Source organism: Arthrobacter sp. fls2-241-R2A-200 (genome assembly GCF_030209745.1).
In the GTDB taxonomy this organism is placed as follows: Bacteria; Actinomycetota; Actinomycetes; order Actinomycetales; family Micrococcaceae; genus Arthrobacter.
The window spans coordinates 1-18,471 of the sequence record NZ_JARVRJ010000002.1 but is presented as its reverse complement, the minus strand read 5'-3'; the positions used below and the strand labels follow the sequence as shown (position 1 = coordinate 18,471).

17 protein-coding genes and 3 pseudogenes are annotated in these 18,471 nt (G+C 61.6%); 11 read left to right on the top strand and 9 right to left on the bottom strand.

Annotation, left to right across the window (positions count from 1 at the left end; translation table 11 throughout):
- Positions 1 to 2 precede the first annotated feature (2 nt).
- Both QRN42_RS02270 and QRN42_RS02265 read right to left on the bottom strand, forming a co-directional pair.
- Positions 3 to 281, bottom strand: a complete 279-nt coding sequence (locus tag QRN42_RS02270; RefSeq protein WP_090821559.1) for an Lrp/AsnC family transcriptional regulator — start codon at positions 279 to 281, stop codon at positions 3 to 5.
- Between the two features lie 93 nt (positions 282 to 374).
- The gene (locus tag QRN42_RS02265; protein WP_284977884.1) at positions 375 to 764 is read right to left on the bottom strand and encodes a DUF3054 domain-containing protein; all 390 of its coding nucleotides are present in this window, start codon (positions 762 to 764) and stop codon (positions 375 to 377) included.
- Between the two features lie 138 nt (positions 765 to 902).
- Here QRN42_RS02265 and QRN42_RS02260 point away from each other — a divergent pair, with 138 nt between their 5' ends.
- Both QRN42_RS02260 and QRN42_RS02255 read left to right on the top strand, forming a co-directional pair.
- A complete protein-coding gene (locus QRN42_RS02260) occupies positions 903 to 1,358 on the top strand; it encodes a VOC family protein (RefSeq protein WP_284977882.1) in 456 nt (151 codons plus the stop codon).
- Positions 1,359 to 1,469: 111 nt separating this feature from the next.
- A complete protein-coding gene (locus tag QRN42_RS02255) occupies positions 1,470 to 1,898 on the top strand; it encodes a VOC family protein (RefSeq protein WP_284977881.1) in 429 nt (142 codons plus the stop codon).
- Between the two features lie 5 nt (positions 1,899 to 1,903).
- On the opposite strand, the gene QRN42_RS02250 is transcribed toward QRN42_RS02255, so the two are convergent.
- Positions 1,904 to 2,887, bottom strand: a complete 984-nt coding sequence (locus QRN42_RS02250; protein WP_284977879.1) for an Lrp/AsnC family transcriptional regulator — start codon at positions 2,885 to 2,887, stop codon at positions 1,904 to 1,906.
- A gap of 96 nt (positions 2,888 to 2,983) precedes the next feature.
- On the opposite strand from QRN42_RS02250, the gene QRN42_RS02245 reads away from it, so the two are divergent.
- The gene (locus tag QRN42_RS02245) at positions 2,984 to 3,847 is read left to right on the top strand and encodes a sigma-70 family RNA polymerase sigma factor (RefSeq protein ID WP_284977878.1); all 864 of its coding nucleotides are present in this window, start codon (positions 2,984 to 2,986) and stop codon (positions 3,845 to 3,847) included.
- A gap of 407 nt (positions 3,848 to 4,254) precedes the next feature.
- Positions 4,255 to 5,577 (top strand): arylsulfotransferase family protein, encoded by a 1,323-nt coding sequence (locus QRN42_RS02240; protein ID WP_284977877.1) that lies wholly within the window; start codon positions 4,255 to 4,257, stop codon positions 5,575 to 5,577.
- A gap of 21 nt (positions 5,578 to 5,598) precedes the next feature.
- Here the strand turns inward: QRN42_RS02240 and QRN42_RS02235 are convergent, their stop codons facing one another.
- Complete coding sequence (locus QRN42_RS02235; protein WP_284977875.1) at positions 5,599 to 6,081, bottom strand: MarR family winged helix-turn-helix transcriptional regulator; 483 nt, start codon at positions 6,079 to 6,081, stop codon at positions 5,599 to 5,601.
- 52 nt (positions 6,082 to 6,133) lie between these two features.
- Here QRN42_RS02235 and QRN42_RS02230 point away from each other — a divergent pair, with 52 nt between their 5' ends.
- The 3 genes from QRN42_RS02230 to QRN42_RS02220 all read left to right on the top strand — a co-directional run bounded on the left by QRN42_RS02230 (position 6,134) and on the right by QRN42_RS02220 (position 9,768).
- Positions 6,134 to 7,210: a substrate-binding domain-containing protein gene (locus tag QRN42_RS02230; RefSeq protein WP_284977874.1), complete on the top strand. Its 1,077-nt coding sequence runs from the start codon at positions 6,134 to 6,136 to the stop codon at positions 7,208 to 7,210.
- 94 nt (positions 7,211 to 7,304) lie between these two features.
- Positions 7,305 to 8,759, top strand: a complete 1,455-nt coding sequence (locus tag QRN42_RS02225) for an APC family permease (protein WP_284977873.1) — start codon at positions 7,305 to 7,307, stop codon at positions 8,757 to 8,759.
- 1 nt (position 8,760) lies between these two features.
- Positions 8,761 to 9,768 (top strand): acetamidase/formamidase family protein, encoded by a 1,008-nt coding sequence (locus QRN42_RS02220; RefSeq protein ID WP_284977871.1) that lies wholly within the window; start codon positions 8,761 to 8,763, stop codon positions 9,766 to 9,768.
- A 154-nt stretch (positions 9,769 to 9,922) separates the two neighbouring features.
- Here the strand turns inward: QRN42_RS02220 and QRN42_RS02215 are convergent, their stop codons facing one another.
- From QRN42_RS02215 to QRN42_RS02205, 3 genes and pseudogenes are all read right to left on the bottom strand, one after another.
- Positions 9,923 to 11,083, bottom strand: a complete 1,161-nt coding sequence (locus QRN42_RS02215) for a metal-dependent hydrolase family protein (RefSeq protein ID WP_284978043.1) — start codon at positions 11,081 to 11,083, stop codon at positions 9,923 to 9,925.
- Positions 11,084 to 11,125: 42 nt separating this feature from the next.
- A pseudogene (locus tag QRN42_RS02210) lies at positions 11,126 to 12,471 on the bottom strand (hydantoinase B/oxoprolinase family protein); the annotation flags it as partial.
- Between the two features lie 91 nt (positions 12,472 to 12,562).
- On the bottom strand, positions 12,563 to 14,614 hold the full coding sequence (locus QRN42_RS02205) for a hydantoinase/oxoprolinase family protein (RefSeq protein ID WP_284977870.1): 2,052 nt from the start codon (positions 14,612 to 14,614) through the stop codon (positions 12,563 to 12,565).
- A gap of 677 nt (positions 14,615 to 15,291) precedes the next feature.
- On the opposite strand from QRN42_RS02205, the gene QRN42_RS02200 reads away from it, so the two are divergent.
- The 3 genes from QRN42_RS02200 to QRN42_RS17975 all read left to right on the top strand — a co-directional run bounded on the left by QRN42_RS02200 (position 15,292) and on the right by QRN42_RS17975 (position 16,937).
- Positions 15,292 to 15,729: a hypothetical protein gene (locus tag QRN42_RS02200; protein WP_284977868.1), complete on the top strand. Its 438-nt coding sequence runs from the start codon at positions 15,292 to 15,294 to the stop codon at positions 15,727 to 15,729.
- Positions 15,730 to 15,952: 223 nt separating this feature from the next.
- Complete coding sequence (locus tag QRN42_RS17980; protein WP_350224861.1) at positions 15,953 to 16,591, top strand: aldo/keto reductase; 639 nt, start codon at positions 15,953 to 15,955, stop codon at positions 16,589 to 16,591.
- 28 nt (positions 16,592 to 16,619) lie between these two features.
- A complete protein-coding gene (locus tag QRN42_RS17975) occupies positions 16,620 to 16,937 on the top strand; it encodes an aldo/keto reductase (RefSeq protein WP_350224860.1) in 318 nt (105 codons plus the stop codon).
- 346 nt (positions 16,938 to 17,283) lie between these two features.
- On the opposite strand, the pseudogene QRN42_RS18070 reads toward QRN42_RS17975, so the two are convergent.
- Positions 17,284 to 17,517 (bottom strand): annotated as a pseudogene (locus QRN42_RS18070) (LysR family transcriptional regulator); the annotation flags it as partial.
- A 152-nt stretch (positions 17,518 to 17,669) separates the two neighbouring features.
- On the opposite strand from QRN42_RS18070, the gene QRN42_RS02190 reads away from it, so the two are divergent.
- Positions 17,670 to 17,861, top strand: a complete 192-nt coding sequence (locus tag QRN42_RS02190; protein ID WP_284977866.1) for a hypothetical protein — start codon at positions 17,670 to 17,672, stop codon at positions 17,859 to 17,861.
- A gap of 392 nt (positions 17,862 to 18,253) precedes the next feature.
- On the opposite strand, the pseudogene QRN42_RS02185 reads toward QRN42_RS02190, so the two are convergent.
- Positions 18,254 to 18,471: pseudogene (locus QRN42_RS02185) on the bottom strand (hypothetical protein); the annotation flags it as partial.

Genomic DNA, 18,471 nt, shown 5'->3' with positions numbered 1-18,471 from the left:
ACTTATTCGAAACCGAGGGCGAAAGCCGCATCCAAGTCGTGTTGCGAGTAGGCACGGAACGCAATGTGGGTGGTGGTGTGGACTACCGATGCCACCTTGGATAGACGGTCGGCGATCACATCCGCAAGCTCTTCATGCTTGGTGACGCGAGCGACTGCAATCAGGTCCCATTCCCCGGTCACGGAGTAGACCTCGCTGATGCCCTGGATGGCTGAAATTTGCTCAGCAGTTTCCGGGATGCGTGAAGCATCGGTCTTGATCAGAACGAATGCAGTGATCACATGGAACCTTTCCGGGAGGGCATCATTGCGGTGTGTTTACAGCCTAGTCCATGGGGCTGCACGGGGATGGCGCAGGGGTCTACTCGGTGATGGTCAGGCCCTGCGCTGCCGCCTGCGCGACATCCGGATGACCAATGCGGTGACCGCTCGGTAACCCAAGAGGAACACTCCAAGGGAGATCAACGCAACGATCACGAACGCCAGCACCACAGTTTGGCCGGTGGCCGCCCTCAGCAGCATTCCAACGATGACGGCGCCGATCCAGATGCCTACCCCGGACGGCCAAAGGACCAACGGGGAACGCCATGCCCGCAGGGCTATCCATCCGATCGCGGCACCCGCCAGGAACGGCCAAGCCGTCGTGAAGGCACCCCCGATAATGTCGCCGCGAGCATGGGCGTCGCGGCCGATGGCGGCGAAGGCAAGGATCAGCAGGAGGTCCGCGACGGCGGCGTAGATCCCCGCTTTGAATGGTGATGTCATGACTTCGACCATAGCGGGGTGCTGGCCCCGGGACGAAGTTTGGACGCTACCGCCGTCGACCGTTGTGTGGGCGGGACGGCAGTATTAGCCTCGGACGGGGGGGACAACCGGGTCCCGACATGAATCGAGGAGCGGTAGATGCAGAAAATTTCCACCTGTTTATGGTTTGACGGACAAGCGGCCGAGGCCGCCGAGTTCTACACCTCGATCTTCGACAACTCGTCCATAAGGGAAACCGTGCTTGGACCTGACGGCAACGCCCTTACCGTTGGGTTCGAGATCGAGGGCAGGCAGTTCGTAGGCCTTAATGGTGGCCCCATCTTCACGTTCAATGAGGCCGTCTCGCTCGTGGTTAACTGTGATTCCCAAGAGGAAGTTGACCGTTATTGGGAGGCACTTTTGGTTGGTGGCCAGGAGAGTCAGTGCGGGTGGCTCAAGGATAAGTTCGGCTTGTCCTGGCAGATTGTCCCCACGGCCATGCCAACACTCCTCAATGGACCGGATCCTGAAGGGTCCCAGCGCGCCCTCGAGGCAATGATGAAGATGCGCAAGCTTGACATGGACCTTTTGCAAAAGGCCTACGACGGCGTTTGAAAAGCGTGTTTGAAAAGCGTGTTTGAAAAGGTGGGGACACGCAGCACCCGCCGCTGTTAGCATGACGGCACGGCCGCCACTGGCCCACGACAACCCGAGGAGATCTGACCGATGGCAACCCGCCTGAACCCCTATATCTCATTCCGTGACAACGCCCGCGACGCGATCACTTTCTACCAGTCCGTCTTCGGCGGGGAGCTGAATGTCAGCACTTTCGGTGACTTCCAGGCAAACGAGGACCCTGCGGAAGCTGACAAGGTGATGCATGCCATGTTGGTGGCGCCGAACGGCTTCACGCTGATGGCCGCGGATACACCCAGCAGCATGCAGCACAACCCCGGAGATAACATCTCCGTGTCCCTCAGCGGCGAGTCCTCGGATGACGCAGAGCTTCGTGACTACTGGGAAAAGCTTATCGACGGCGGCACGGTCACCATTCCGCTGGAGAAGGCCCCTTGGGGAGATGCCTTTGGCATGTGCGTGGATAAATTCGGCATCGCGTGGCTGGTCAACATCGCAGGGGCTCCCCAAGAAGATTGATCCGGCTATAGGTCCCTCCGTCCGTCCGTGGTGAGCCGAATACCCATGTGCTTTGGGGTACGGAGCACTATCGAGCGGTCCATGATCTCGGCGAAAGGCAATCTTTCGCCAAGCTGCCTCTCAAGTACTGTCATGTCTTCAACGCGACGAAGCCATACCGTCATGAGAATCGAATACATACCTGCCGTGGTTGCTACCAATCGCACTTCGTTGAGTCCGGTCAGTTTTCCTGCAACGTCTTCAACATGGGTTGCCGGCACGCGGAGAAAATACCACACGGCGAGCGGCCACGGCGTATAGGGCCGGGCCACTTCGAGGCGCATGATCAGGCGCTTCTCTGCCAGGAGAGCGGACAACGCGTTCTTGGCCCGGGTCTGGCTTATTCCCAGCCAACCTGCGATGTCAGCTATGGTGGCCCGGCCGTCCAGCGCGAGTATTTTGGCGAGTCCACTCTCGACGTCGGCCGGGACTCCTCGCTGCCCGTTCCCCGGCTCCGGGAGATCGATCGCCAACCGACTGGCTTCGCGTTCATTCAGCGACCGCAGCCTCCATACTTGTGCGTCGGCGAGAAGTTTGATCCCCCGGTGGGTTCGAGTGCTGGTGACGCCGGACACGGACGGTAGTTTGTCCAGCACGAATTCGCCGAGGGCTGCTTCGGAGCGGCACTGAACCGTCACCACCAAATCCCGCCCACCGGCGGCTTGATCGATGGACAGGACCTCCGGGTCGCGGGCGAGCTCTTCCGTGACGGGGGCAATGCTTGCCGGTACGCAGTCGACTTCCACGATCGCCCCGGCATATTTGGCGCCTGGACCCTTGTAGGAGGTAATCCAGGCAAGACCTGAGTCTTGGAGAGCCTGCCAGCGTCGTGCCAATGTGACCGCGTCTGCGCCGACCACCGGGGCTAACACTGTCCAGGGCGCCCGCGGACGTATCTGAAGTGCATGCAGTAGACGGAGATCCCGCTCATCGAGCAGATATTCCTGCATCGGACGCTCTTTTCTCGGAAGAAGCCTGCATTTTGAGTGTATTCGATCACTTGCTGGCTAGGTTTGGTTCGCCCGTTCCTCACTTGAAAGCCAGCCATGTCTCCTCTCATCAGCACATCAGCTGCCAGCCGCCTGGAACCCATCTTCGGTATCCCTCGCCCCGGCGAGACCCCCGCTCCCAACAGCCGCACGGACGATGAGGTCCGTGCCGGTGCAGGGTCGGATGATGCAGGCCTGATCGCCCTGGTGCGGGAGGGGGACCACGAAGCATTCGCGGAACTGTACAGGCGCCATCGTAAGGTCGCGGGCTACGTGGCGCGGGCGGAATCAGATAGTTCCAGCGAAGTCGAGGATGTTGTTTCCGAGGCGTTCGCGGCGGTGTTTGCAGCGTTGACCTCAGGAAAAGGGCCCCGCGAATCATTCCAGGCATACCTGACCACTACCGTAAGGCGCATGGCCCACCGCAGGAACCTGAAAGTGCGGCGCTCTGCGACGTTGGGCTATGGAAGCGCGCTGGATGTTTTGACACTCGAGGAAAACGCCAGCATCGCAGCTTTCGAATCAACCATCCTGATGCGGGCATTCCGCTCCCTACCGGTGCGGTGGCAGGCCGTTCTATGGTGCATGGAAGTCGAAGGCCTCAAGCCGGCTGCCACGGCCCGAGTGTTGAACTTGACGCCGAATGGTGTGTCCTCGTTACTGATACGCGCAACGGAGGGACTGCGGCAAGCGTACCTACAGCAGCACGTGGGCAAAGCCGCCATTGAGGAATGTACGGACTTCGCACGGCATTTGGGCAAGTTCGTGAGGAACGCGGTGCACAAGGCTGCACGCTTGCGCGTGGACGAGCATGTTGCCATGTGCAGGCATTGTGCCAATGCGCTGGCTGACCTGCAGCATATCCAGGCAGGCATGAACCCACAGCCTCGCGCGGTGATCCCAGCGGTATCAGCACGATAGGTGCCCCGCTCACGACGGCGTTGCAGCCCTTTGTGTACTGACACCCTCCAGGGTCCACCTCATTCAGTCACAGCGGATTCAAAGATTTCTCGACGCGCCCACATAGCATCCGTGCCTACCCTGAGTGGGTGAAGGTTGAACGAGACCCTGGAACCAACGACGACGGCAAGCTCGCTCCGGCCGGTGAGCACGGGCGAGTATCTCTGCCGCTGAGCCGGCGTCGCCTCTTGCACGGAGCCGGACTGATAGGTGTTGGAGCGCTTGGCGCGACCGGCCTATCCAAAACGGGACTTATGCCTGGATTGGCTGCTCAGACAACGACGGTCTCAGCCTCCCCATCTCTTCCCACCGCTTCCCCTTCATCCTCACCTTCGCCCCGGGCCGTGGCGCCGCCTGACCGTACCTTCGTGACGACGCACCTCACCGCCCCGCATGTGGCCAGTTGGTCCACGGGATCTCCGGCGCCCGGGCTGTTGTTTACAGGTCCCATGGGACATGGTTCGAACGGAATGATCATGAACAACGTCGGCGAGCCTGTCTGGCTGGAACCGACAGGTGCCGGTGTGATGGATCTGCGCGTGCAATCCTTCGAGGGCCAGCCTGTGCTCACCTACTGGACCGGAACCGGCGTCGGCGGCCACGGCATGGGCAAGGGGGTAATCATGGACAGCAGCTATCGGATTATCGCCGAAGTCACGGCAGGCAAAGGGATGCAGGCAGACCTCCACGAGTTCACCCTGACATCGGCGGGAACCGCATTACTGACCGCCTATCCCACCGTTCAGCATGACCTGTCCGCGGTAGGCGGGCCGGTCGCCGGCAATATGTTCAACTGCCATGTGCAGGAGGTGAATGTCCGGACCGGAGCTGTCTTGTTGGACTGGGACGCCTTGGAACACATTCCCTTGACGGATTCCTTTCTGCGTCCGTCTGACGACGCCGGCAGTGACGGCTCGACGCCGGACAAAGCCTACGACCCGTACCACCTGAATTCCGTGGAGGAGAGCGGAGACGCGTTGCTGATTTCATCCCGGCACACGCACGCTTTGTATCTGGTGGACAGGATGACCGGAACCATCCGGTGGCGGCTGGGTGGCAAGCAAAGCGACTTCAAGCTCGGGCCAAATGCAGCATTCGCTTGGCAGCACGATGCACGACGGCGGCCGAACGGACTGATCAGCATGTTCGACAATCACTACTATTCCGGCACGGCGGGGACATCGCGTGGTCTGGTGCTCGCCGTTGACGAGAAAGCCCGGACGGCCGCGGTCCACCAAGAGTTCAACAACGCAGGTCACCGGGGCAATGCCATGGGTAGTCTCCAGTTCCTGCCTAACGGAAATGTTCTGGTCGGTTGGGGCGCAGACCCGGCTGTCACCGAATTCACTGCTCAGGGCTCCGCCATTTATGAGGCGACCCGTGTGGGTACCGGTTCCTATCGGGCTTACCGAAGCGCATGGAGCGCGCAGCCTGCCGCGCTCCCCGACGTAGCTGTGGTTCCAGGTAATGGCTCAACGATGGAGGTCTACGCGAGTTGGAACGGCGCCACGGAGGTTGCCAAGTGGCGATTCCTCAGCGGCACCAGTCCAAGTGCGCTTCGTGAGGCTGGAACGTTCCCTAAACGCGGCTTTGAGACCTCAGCTGCGATCGCAGCAGCTGCGCATGTATCGGTACAGGCACTGGATAAGAACGGTGCCGTGTTGTCGACGTCGGTAACGATCGCAGCTTAACCGCAGCTACTGGGTTTGCGCCTAATGGGCCACGATTTCCGGAGCCGGGCGCCCGGCTGCTTCCCGTAGGCCTGCCAAGTGGACGGCGTGGGACAGGGCGTCGACGGTGTCGCTACCCAGTCGCTCCCGAGTCGCCGCGTCCCATGCAGAGACGAGGCTGTCCATCCTGTCGAGTCTGGCGCTGCCGTGGTCGGAGATCTGGACGGTGACTCGACGGCGGTCCTCGGGGCTGGGAATCCGGAAGACAGAGGCGGCATCTTCCAACGAGTCGATCACCCTGCTCAGGGACGCGTTGGCCATGCCCGAGGAGGCGGCAAGTTCGCCCATCGTCGGGGAATCAAACTTCGAGACCAAGCTGAGTATCCGCCACTGTTCCACGGTGGCGTCCTCCTCGCTAAGAGCTAGTGCGAGACCGTCGAGTAGCTCTTTTTCGATGGCCGAGAGGGCGGAGATAACCTGGGCGAGCGGGACGCCGGGTCCGTTTTTATCCCAAACCGGGAACATGAGTCGTCCTCCTGAATCGCTCTGTGGCTCCCCGATGCGGCAAGATCGGGTTGTGACCTCTGCCACCAGCCTAGTGCTTCCGAGCACTCTCTTGCTGCGGGGCCCTACTCCGGGAACCCTGAGTATTGGGCTGCTCGCTCCGCTGTCGGGGGTGATGGGTATCTCGGGTCCGTCAATCCTGAACTGCGCAGTCCTTGCTGCCGAGCACGTGGTTGAACGGGCCGGCGTTGTACCTGAGCTCGTCGTGATCGACGCCGGTCGGGGACCCGCCGAGGCGGCACGTATCGTAAGTCAGCTTGTCGGCGCCGGACTTGTCCAGGGCTTCGTCGGGGCCCACACCTCGGATGTCCGTGCGGCTGTTTCGCGGGTGGTTGGTGACCGGGTGCCTTACGTCTTCACGCCTCCACACGAGCGGGAACCAGGAGGGGCGGGTACGATCTTTATCGGTTCGGGTCCGCGGTTGCAGCTTCAGGGGCCCCTCGAATGGATTATCGCGCACCGCCGGGTGCGCCGGTGGGCTTTGATCGGCAACGATTACATCTGGCCACGACAGGTTCACCGCGCCGCCGCCCAGCTTCTACGAGGGCTAGGGCAGGACGTTGTTATGGACCGACTCGTTCCCGTGGGCTCGGTCGATGCGGAGCAGCTCTTGGATGAGTCACGGAAGAATGGCGCGGATGCAATCTTGATCTCGCTCGTTGGCCGCGACGGCATCACCTTTCACCGTTCGACAGCGGAGATCGGCGCTGACCAGCGCTTCATCCGGCTGTGCACCACGCTGGATGAAAACAGCCTCTTGGCGGCCGGAGGGGACTCAACGGGCACGCTGTACTCAGCGATGCCCTCATTCATTGGCCAGAGTGATGAGCGGCATCAGGGCTTACTTGAGCTGTATAGGGATCGCTTTGGGACATCCGCACCCCTTCCGGCGTCGTATGCCCAAGGCTGTTATGACGGAGTCGTCCTGCTGGTGGAATTGTGGCGGAGCGGGCTCTTGGAGTCGATGCCGCCTAGTAGGGCCGCTCGGCGTCTAACTTCGACGACGGGGTCCGCAGGCTCTGCCTTTGCTCGTCCAACCGCCGGTTGGGAAATTGCCGTGGCCGCAGGGAACGACCTGTTTGTGATCTAGGCCTCATCCCAGTAGTATCCAATCATTCCATCTGGAAATAAATTCTCCACCCCCGCAGACGATGCCGTCTGCGGCTGACCATTGGATAAAATTGATGTCTATCAAGGGATCGAGCGCAACAAACGACGGCGCTGTTTCGCCTGAGATTGCGGGCGAGACGGGCGACGGGATCGAGGGTTTCGGTTACCGCCAGGAGCTTAAGCGCAGTCTGAAGTTCTCCGACTTGCTGGTCTACGGGTTGATCTTCATGGTGCCGATCGCCCCGTTTGCGATTTTCGGGAGCGTCTTCCAGGCCTCCGGCGGCATGGTCGCGATGGCCTACATCGTCGGGATGCTTGCCATGATGTGTACGGCGAACTCGTACGCGCAGATGGTCCAAGCCTTCCCGATGTCGGGTTCCGTCTACACCTATGTTGGCCGCGGAATTACACGGATACTGGGCTTCGTAGCTGGCTGGATGATCCTTCTGGACTACGTGCTCATCCCTGCACTCCTATATTTAGCGGCGTCGATCGCCATGAACGGGATGATCCCCGCTGTGCCCCTGTGGATCTGGCTGATCGCATTCGTCGTGCTCAACACCGTGGTCAATTATCTTGGCATCGAGTTCACCGCCCGGGTCAACAAGGTCATGCTCGTGTTGGAACTGCTCGTATTGGCGGTGTTCCTTGTGATCGGATTTACGGCTGTCGCCAACGGTCAGGGCACCTTCAGCTTCGACGCTTTCTTCAACTCCCACACGTTCGACTGGTCCTTGATATTCGGAGCGGTCTCGATCGCAGTGCTGTCCTTCCTCGGCTTTGATGGCATATCCACCCTTGCCGAGGAAAACTCGGGGACCACCAAATCATTGGGTCGGTCAATGATCGCCGCACTGCTCCTGGTCGGCGTGCTCTTTGTTGTACAGACGTGGGTGGGATCCATGCTCGTACACGACCCGGCCAGCCTCATCGCCAATGGCGATCCCGACGGAACGGCCTTCTACGCTGCCGCCCAGAACGCCGGTGGCCCCTTCCTGTTTATCCTCACGGCTGCGGCGACCGCCGTCGCGTGGGGTTTCGCCAATGCCTTGGTCGCTCAAGCAGCGACATCCCGGCTTCTGTTCGCCATGGCACGGGACCGCCAGCTTCCAAAGTTCCTGAGCCGCGTGCACCCCAAACGCGGTGTACCGGTGAACGCCACATTCCTTGTCGCCGGTATCTCACTCGTACTCGGCCTTTACCTGGTCACCCAGCCCAACGGCCTCACTGAAATCTCCACCCTGGTCAACTTCGGCGCATTGACTGCGTTCTCCCTGCTAAACGTCGCAGTGGTGTGGTGGTTTGTTGTCCGCCAGAAGTCGCGTCGGTGGATGGTGCACCTGGTGCTTCCGGTTCTCGGCTTCGCCATCCTGGTCTCGGTCATCATCAACGCCAACATCGCCGCGCAGATCCTTGGTGTGGTTTGGCTCGTTGTTGGTGTCATCGTGGCCATCATCCTGCAGAAGGCAGGACGAATGACGGATCCCTCCGGAGCCGCCTCCCCGCTCGAGTTCAATGAGGTGGGCTGATATGACAATCCACTCTCTCAAGCCCCGCCCGGATCAGTACTCTTACGTCTTTGGGGGAGTCGAACCACTCATCAGCGTGAAGCCCGGCGACGTCGTCGAACTGAGCACGGAGGACTGCTACGGAGGCCGGGTAACCAGCGCAGAAGACCTGCCGAGCAAGGTGGTCCCGTTCGCTGAGCTTAATCCGGTCTCGGGTCCGATCCACGTCGAAGGAGCGGAGATCGGCGACGTTTTGGCCGTCCACTTCGTGTCGATCGTACCTGCCCGCGCCCACGCAATCTCCAGCACTTTCCCGCTCTTTGGGGCATTGACCCCAACCCGCGAGACGGCGATGCTGTCGGAACCGCTTGAGGAACGCGTTTGGTTCTATGACCTCGATCTTGAGTCGTGGACGGCTACGTTCCGTGCCCGTCGGTCCGATTACGTACTCAGGCTTCCCCTGGATCCGATGCACGGTACTGTCGGCGTAGCCCCCGCCAGTGGGGAGGTCCGTCTGGTGGTGACCCCTTCAACTCACGGGGGCAACATGGATACCCCTGAAGTGCGGGCAGGGACAACGCTTTACCTCCCGGTCAACGTGTCAGGGGCGATGCTCTCCCTTGGTGACGGTCACGCGCGGCAGGGGGAAGGCGAGGTCTGCGGGACCGGGCTGGAATCGGCGATGAACACCGCAATCGTGGTCGACGTCGTCAAGGGAGGGGCCTTGGCATGGCCAAGGCTCGAAAATGACGACTACATCATGAGCACGGGCTCAGTTCGGCCCCTCGATGACGCGTTCCGGATCAGTCAAGCCGACCTTGTGTCCTGGACCTCTGACCTCACCGGTATGGACACCCTCGATGCTTACCAGCTCGTCAGTCAGCTCGGTCTTGCTCCAGCTGCGAATGTCTGCGACCCGAACTACACGATGCTGGCGAAGTTACCGAAGTGGTCGCTGAAATCAGCCGAGGCCTACGGTGGAGTCCACCGCAGGCTCCGTACTGCCGCCGAAGAGTACAAGGGACGCTAGCAAGAAGGCTGGCCCGGTTCGGGGCGCCGCAGAACCGGGCCAGCCTCAAACGTTCGAGGGGTTTGCCCTAAATTTGCGTTGAATAGGGGAGAGGCGGGCCCACATTCAGCTTTGCTTTTCGTGCCGCGGCCCGGGGAAGAGGTCAGTTCCCCGTTCATTCATAGGTTGCGAACCCGCTTATGTCATGGGCCAAGGGCAGCTCGAACGGCAGTTCTTGGCCTGCCAGTCCGCCTGAAGAGACAATGCGGCCAGCCTTGATGACGGTTCGGGGCCGGCTCGCGTCCCAGAGCACCGAGGGCTTCTCGAAGGGATTGCCGTCCAGCATCACAAGGTCCGCGCAGGCCCCCTCCGCAATGCGTCCCAGGTCGTCCCGCCGGAGCAGTGCCGCGTTGGTCGACGTCGCCGAGCGAAGTGCGTCGTGGACCCCCAACACCTCGCACTGCAGGCGAAGCCCGGTCAGCTGCTCATCCTCAAGCTCACCCATAAGGTCTGTGCCAAAGCCAATCCGGACACCGGCCTCCCGTGCCAGTGAGACGGCCTTCTTGCCTGCGGCCAGTACTTCCTGGTTTTTGGCCGCACCCACCTCGGTAAGTCCGATCTCGGCGCCGCGGCGGCCCATGGCATCGTACGTTACCAAGGTAGGCACCAGACAGACGTCGTGCTCCGCCATGAGCTGGGCCGTCTCAGCATCCAGCAGGTTGCCGTGTTCAATGCAGCGAACCCCATTGAGCACAGAATGCCTGATCGCTTCCGGCGAGTAGGCATGCGCCGTGGCGTAACTGCCACGCCGGGACGCCTCTTCCGTAACCGCCCGGATTTCCGCAGGGCTGTACTGCGGGACACGGATTGGATCGACCGGTGAGATCACGCCTCCGGAGGTCATGAGCTTGACGGCCGTGGCGCCGGTTCGGAACCTGTGGCGCACCGCGAGCAGCAAGTCCTCAACGCCGTCCACCACTTCGCACATGTGGCCGCCATGGAAGCAGCTTCCGTCGTTTGCGGCGCGGATGTCCCCGTGACCGCCCGTCTGGCTCAACGCCGGACCGGTAAAGAAGTAACGGGGACCGGGGTAAAGTCCTTCTTCGATGGCAGTTGCAAGCCCGATGTCGCCCCCGGCCACGTCCCTAACGGAGGTGAAGCCCCGGCGGAGCGCAGCCTCAAGCCTGCGGGCACCGGCCAACGCCGAGTAGCTCAAGGGCCCGGTTTCATTGACGGCCGAGGTCAGGCTGAGCGCGTAGGCATGGAAGTTGGTTTTGATCTTCCGTGCGTTGGCTTTCAGCGTCCGGACCTCATCGGGACGGCCGGGATTAATCACTACTTCAGGGCCTTGGGCATCAGAACCGCCGAAGAGGCCCCAAGCCGGCGTCTTGGATCTTTCGAACCAGAGGCCTACCACGCAGTCGGCAAGGAACTCGTATTCACGGATCACTCCGTTGCCGCCGCGCCACTGACCGGGCCACCAGAGTTCGGGCGGATGGAGTACTCGTTAATCCGCAGCGGGTAACGGGTTTCCATCATTTCGATGGGTAGGTCCTTCAGCGAACCGTTGACGTTGTTGATCATGGCGGATTCGCCGTCCGTGCCCTGCCAAGCGCCCCAGCCGCCCAGGGTGGCTTCCATGCTGACAAAGTTCCGGCCAAAGCGGGGATCGAAGCCCGCTGCAGTGATGATCATTGAGTCGCCGTGGCTGGCACTGGCTACTCGTTCAGGCATGGCGGGTGCCATTGCCTTGGAGACCAGATCGATCAGCAGTCCCAGATGCGAGAAGTACCACTGGCAGGGTGCCGGGGCCACCGCGCCGAGCACCGAGCCGGAGCGTACTTGGGTGGTCAACGGGCGGAAGGATCCGCCGTTGGAGTTGGAGTCCGGGCTGACAAGGAGCTTGTACCCCACACGCAGGGCCGACACGGCTTGGGCTGCGCCACAGTTGACCGGGCCCGTGGTCTGGTCAGCGGAGCCTCTGACGTCGAAGTCCACAGTGTCGCCTGCGACGGTAATCTTCAACCTGATGGGAATGGGGGTGTCCAAGTTGATGCCGTCGTTATCCAGAACGCCTTCGGCTTCATAAACGCCGTCGGGGATGTTGCGGACGGTTTCCCGCTCGATCTCCTCCGTCTGCCGGAAGATCTCATCGCGGGCAGCGTCGAGCTGCTCCATGCCGTACCGGCCCACCAGTTCCTTCATCCGGGTGGTTCCCATCCGGAGGGCGGCTATCATCGCGTGCATGTCGCCGATGGTCTGGTAGGGGAAGCGGACGTTGGTGCGGATCAAATCCACCACTGAGGTTTCAATGCCGGCTTCCATGAGCTTGACCGGCCCCATGCGGAAGCCTTCTTGGAAGATGTCCGTGGCATCCATGGAGCCGCCCACATCCTTGGAACCCATGTCCATCCAGTGTGCGCGGGTGGCGGCGAAGCCAACCAATGGGCCGTCATCGAAGATCGGCGCGAAGATGGTCACATCGTTCAAGTGCGTGCCGCCGAGGTATGAGTCGTTAAGGATCCAGACGTCCCCTTCCTGCCAGACCTCACGGCCGTACAGCTCCTCCACTGCGATGGAGCAGGTTTCGAGGTTGCCGAGGAACAGCGGGAGGCCGGCGGACTGTCCGAGTACACGGTGTTCGGTGTCCAGCAGTGCCACCACACAGTCCCCGCCTTCGTAGAGGATGGGGGAGTAGGCGGAGCGGATCAGGGTAGCGTTCATATCGTCCGCGGCGCTGGTGAGCGCGTTTCGGATGATTTCCACGGTTACCGGATCCAGGGTCTTGACTGCAGCGATTGTCATCGGTGGTTCCTCAATTTCCTTGTGTGTCTTCAGTGCGGATGACCAGGGAACCGAACTCGTCCACTGTGACGTTGAATCCCGGTGGCACCACGGTGGTGGCGGTCTGCTCAACGATGATGGCCGGACCTTCAAAGGTGTGCCCGGCGGCCAGGTCGTCGCGTCGTACTACCGTGGTCTCGTGTTCTACGTGGTCAAAGACCACCCGGCGTATTTCGTGCTTGAACTCCGAGCTCTGTGCCGTTTCGAAGAGCGGTGCCTCCAAGCGGCCCAAGTCGCCCACTGCCTGCGTCCGCAGCGCGACGATTTCTATGGGTGCGCCAAGATTGGAGTGCCCGTAGCGCTCGTGGTACATCGCGGAGAAGCGGGCTGCCAGGTTGGCGACGAAGCCCTCCGCCTCAGGTTCGTCGGCGGACGTCAGGGGCACGTTGAGCGTAAATTCCTGCGACTGGTAGCGAACGTCCACGGAGGCGCTGGTTCGGCGGCTTTCCTCGGGGACGCCCTCGGAGATAAGGGACCTCAGACCCTCCACTTCCATCCTTTGCAGGACACCGGTCATGTCTGCCACATCGATGTCCTCATCGAGGAAGAAGTACGGCTCGGAGAAGTCCTTTCGGATGTTGGTTTGCAGCATGCCCCATGCCGAGAACGCGCCGGGGAACCTGGGAACAACGGTTTCCGGGATTCCCAGTTCCTTGGCCAGGAAGACTGCGTGCATGGGCCCGGCGCCGCCGAACGCGACGAGGGCAAAGTCGCGCGGTTCGATGCCGCGGGAGATAGTGATGGTCCTGATGGCTTGGGCCATCTGGGAGTTGGCCACATCGCAGATTCCTTCGGCCATGGCGATCGGGTCCAGGCCGAGTTCGTCTCCCACGGTTTTGAGGGCGGTGATGGCTGCCTCACGGTCCAGGGCTACTTGTCCGCCCGCAAACCAGTCAGGGTCCACTCGGCCGAGCACGAGGTTGGCATCGGTCACGGTGGGTTCTGTGCCGCCGCGACCGTAGCAGGCCGGACCCGGGGTGGCCCCGGCCGAACGCGGACCCACCCGGAGGCCGCCGGCTTCCAGCCATGCCACCGAGCCGCCGCCGGCTCCCACGGTGTGGATGTTAACGACGCTCATGAGCATCGGCAGGCCTTCGAGGTGGGCTTCGGTGGACACGTCGGGTTTGCCGTCGACAACCAGGGAGACGTCGAAGGATGTGCCGCCCATGTCAACCCCGATGAGATTCCGGTTGCCTGACACGCCGGCCAGCTCGACGTCGCCCATCGCGCCGCCCACAGGCCCGGACAACAGGGTCTGAAGGGGACGCTTCCGGGCGGACTCAGCGGTAAGCACGCCGCCGGAGGACTGCATGATGTGCAGCGGGGCCTCCACGCCGCGGTCCGCTAGCTTCCCTTCAAGGTCAAGGAGGTAGTTGCGGACCACGGGTCCCGTGTACGCCTCGACGACGGCGGACGAGGTGCGTTCGTATTCGCGCCACTCTTTCGCTGCTTCATGCGACAGCGAGACGGTGAAGTCTTCGCCCAGTTCCTCAAGCAGGATCTCGCGGGCACGAACCTCATGGGCCGGGTTCTTGTAGCTGAAGAGGAAGGCAACGGCCACGGCGCCATATCCTTCGTCCAGTGCTCGGCGTGCTGCTTGACGGACGGCCACTTCATCGAGCGGCCGGATCTCATGGCCCTGACCGTCGAGGCGTCCGCCGACGCCGATAACGTCCTTCCGCTCGACGAGGGGAGTCGGCTTGCGGTACTGGGCGTTGTAAAGCTCCAGACGTGGGCCCCGGGCAATATGATAAGAATCCTCGACGCCGGCGGTCGCCAGCAGCAGCACGGGAACGCCGCGACGCTCCAGGAAGGCGTTCAGGCCCTGGGTTGTGCCATGGACCAGGAACTCGATGTCTGAAAGGTCGGTAACAATGGACTCGAGGCCGGCAATCACGCCGACGCTCAAGTTGCCCGGTGTAGTGGATGCTTTCGTCGCCTGATAGGTCCCTGCGGTTTGGTCGTACGCCACGATGTCCGTGAAGGTTCCGCCGATATCCATCGACACCCTGTAGTTCGGCATGTGTATCTCCTCATGGTTCTGGGACGTGCACTTGTTGTGTGGTAAGTCACGTTAGCGGCGAGGATCTCGCAGGCCTGTGCATTCTGCACATTCTCAGTGAGGGCCAAAGGGCTTGCTGCCCAAGATCGCGCCTTGAAGGCCTGTTAGTGCGCGATTCTTTCGGTCGAATAAAGAAAACGAGAGTATGCGTGAAGGGCTTGACCACAGTGACCCCGTCCCCGAAGCCCGAGACCGGAACCGCCAACCCGGACCCGACAACGTCGCCGCCTGTCGCCCCGCCTGTTGCCCCGTCCGCACCAGCCGCGCCAGCTCCGGTCCCGCCGGTCGTCGTCGCTCCGCCCGCCCCTCCGGCACCTGCGGTAAATGATCACGACGCCGACAACAGTGGAGGTCCGGACGATGGTGACGGTAACAAGTAGCGTGAAGGGGGCGGGCAACACTCTCCGCGTCCCGGGGTGGGCCGTTGCCCGAACTGGCGATGGTGAACATACGAACCTTTGCGCGTCCGCGGGCTTTCGGAGGTCAAAGAGTCATGTGGGCCTTGTCGAAGTCGCGGTGGTGCTGCTCATCAGTGCTTGCGCTGCGATGGACCAGAAGCAGGTGACGGCGAGTGGCTCATCCGGGGTACGCAGTTCGCATGGTTTCAGTCCGGCCTCGCACCCGATGGATGGAAAACGATGGAACTTCCGGACCGAACGGCGGTACTGTCCATCCCGCCCGGTGCCATTGCGGTGCAAAGCGATCCCGGGAGTGTTTCGGCGGGAATCACAGCACCGAATGGTGACCTTCAGGTTTACTTCAATTCCACCCCCCAACAGGGGGATGAGTCGCAGGCCAACTGGCCGGGATCCCGCCTCGACCACCTATCGGGCGAACACGCCGCATCCGTAACCCAAACATCGAGCAGTAACGGAATGGTGTTCCGTGGTGGCACCGGTTCGTGCGTGGCCGACACTTACATGACCACAATCGGCGCGCATCGGTACAGTGAGATAGCCTGTTTGGTTGCTGGCGGCCGGGGCAGCAGCGTACTCGTCGTCGCCGCCCCTGCCGACGCCTGGATCCGTTGCGCTCCCTTGCTGGAGCAAGCGGTGCACTCATGCCTGGCCGAATAGATCGGGCGGGGGAGTGGCCATCAGCCCGTTGTGAGCATTGTTCCGGGACCCTCAGGACTGCAGCCGCGCGGGGTAGCAAGCAGGAAGCTGAATATCGCTTCAGCTTATGGAGGAGCGTGATGTAATGGGTCTACTTTTGACGCCTGCGCCCGCTTCCCCCAGCTGGTTGCGCTGGAGCAGTTCGCAGCACAGGTTCCGCGCTCAACTGAACGAGGATCAAGAAATGACGCAAACAGATGTCTTTCAACGGCGTGGCATCCCCAGGACCCGGGTCCAGTTGCCCGTGCTGGGATTAGGAACAGCACCCATCGGGAACCTTTACCGGCAGGTCCCGGAGCAGGAAGCCGTCGACGCCGTCGCAGCGGCCTGGGACCGCGGCATCCGGTACTTTGACACTGCGCCTCATTACGGGCTGGGACTCGCTGAACGCAGGCTCGGCCGCGCGCTCTCGGGCCAGGACCGGAGCGAATATGTGGTGAGCACCAAGGTGGGTCGGCTCCTGCGTCCCAACCGGGCCCCCAGAGGTCTGGACACTGATGGCTTCGATGTCCCCGACGACGTTGTCCGGGTCCGCGACTACTCGCGGGATGGTGTGCTCCGGTCAATAGAGGAAAGCCTGGAACGCCTCGGCACAGACCGGATCGATATCGTCTACATCCACGACCCTGATGACTACTGGACGGAGGCCCTCGAAGGTGCGGTCCCGGCGCTCTCCGCGCTGCGCGACGAAGGTGTCATCGGAGCCTGGGGTGCGGGGATGAACCAAGCCGAAATGCTTCAACGATTCGTCATCGAGACCGACATTGACGTGATCATGCTGGCCGGCCGGTACACCCCTCTTGGAACAGGGAGCGGCAACTGAGTTGCTTCCTGCTTGCCTGGAACACGATGTGGCCGTGGTGAATGTGGGCGTCTTCAACTCCGGCCTGCTGTCCAAGAACAGGCCCGCGGCCGATGCCACATACAACTACGAGGCGGCGCCCCGGGAACTGTTGGACAGGGCCAACCAGCTGGCGGACATCTGCTTGGCGCACGGCACCACTCTGCCTGCCGCCGTCGTCGCATTCCCGTACCAGCATCCTGCCGTGACAAGCGTGGTCTTGGGCATGCGCACCCCGGAGCAGGTGCAACAAAACCTCGATTTGGTCGCCCGGTCCATCCCGCAGGCGCTGTGGGATGATCTGCGAGAGGGCGGCTTGATCCGCTAGAACAGCGGCACCAGCATCCCCACTGACTCAAGACCTACAGAAGGGGGAACTGGGAAGCCACGCAGCGTCCGAGGGAGCCACTCACGGCCGTGAGTTGCAGCCACGGTCGCCCGCCATTGTGGGAGGTTCCTCGTCAATTATTCGCTCCTGTTGATCTTGGGTTCGGGCCTCGCCTTCGTTGTCACGTGGCGGAACGGACTACCGAATTCCTCCATCTTTATCCTGAGCAGTTCGCTGAGAGCACGGGGTAGGGGCCGAGGCGAATGTGGTCGTTTTCATCGACGATGCCGGAGAAGTAGGTGATCACGTGATGCTGCATGGCTGGCGCCTGCAGATGACGGTGGCGGGTCGGCCGCACGCCCCGGCCGTCCTTCGTCAACAGCTGCATTCCAAGCACGCGCTGGAGCTCACGCACCTGCGCGGGGACGGGGGAGCAACCCGTGAGCTACGCGTTGCGCCTCTTGTGCCGTCCGGGCAAAAACGCGACGCCCTGCGGATCGGTGTTGATCATGCACCCATTCTGCACTGTTATCTCCCAAATCTTGCGCTTATATTGCAGACAATTTGTGACTAATCTCATGGCTACAGCGTTAGCGACAACGCCGATTGCACCCGCCGTCCGGGCCTGGACAGTAATTAGCTTGCTCACCTGATGCACCAACCCGCCTTAGAGGCGCGTGGCTTCGCGGCCCGTGCCGCCTAGACACAGCCCAACTCTAGAAAGCTTTTACTATGACTCAGCTCAACGACCAAGTACAGACTCTTCGAGTTAGCAGCAACGGGGAGGACTCGGTGGATATTCACCTGGACTCATCCAGTCCAGTGACCGTTCGGCTACAGCTGGATGGTCACTGCAGTTGCCAGCACGACGGCGAAAACCGGCCTGGTTCCTACGTTGACAGTGATCTTGGCGGCATCCGCTGACGGTGGCTGCCGCCCAGTACCACTCCCAGGTTGACGGAAGATCCGTCATGGGTTGGTCGTGGACCGTCGCTGGGGGAGTGCTGCCGGGCGGCCAGGATTTTCCAACGTCAGCTCTCACTGCGAAGGATGAAGCCCTGAACTGATCGCTCGGTGGCATCTGCGCCGTCCTGAGGCGCCTTGGCATGAGATGGCAGCAGATCTGGTCGGTTGTCCGCACGGATGCATGACCAAGCCAACGTAAAACTGCGGACGGCGGCATAGTTCACCAGATTGGGTTCCTGTCATGACCAGGAACTGCATAGCTCTTGGAGGAGGGGTGATTGTGCGTTGAATCCAATAATCACTGTTCTGATGGCAAAGTACGTTATCCGTTTTCTTCCCATGCGCGGGCGTTAGGGACGCTGATTCTTCTTGAAGACGATGTAGTCGGACATTCGCGTGGCTGCGCGGGCTGCGTGCTGTGTGATGACCGCGGGGCTGTAGTCGAGTAGATCAATGAGTGTTCGGGCGTCGACTTCCTGGGTGAGGTCGCGGAGTGTGGCGTTTCGGGCCCGCTGTGCGTCGATTCCAAGGACTTTGAGCCGCTCGGAAAGGGTCGCCGGATGAAGGT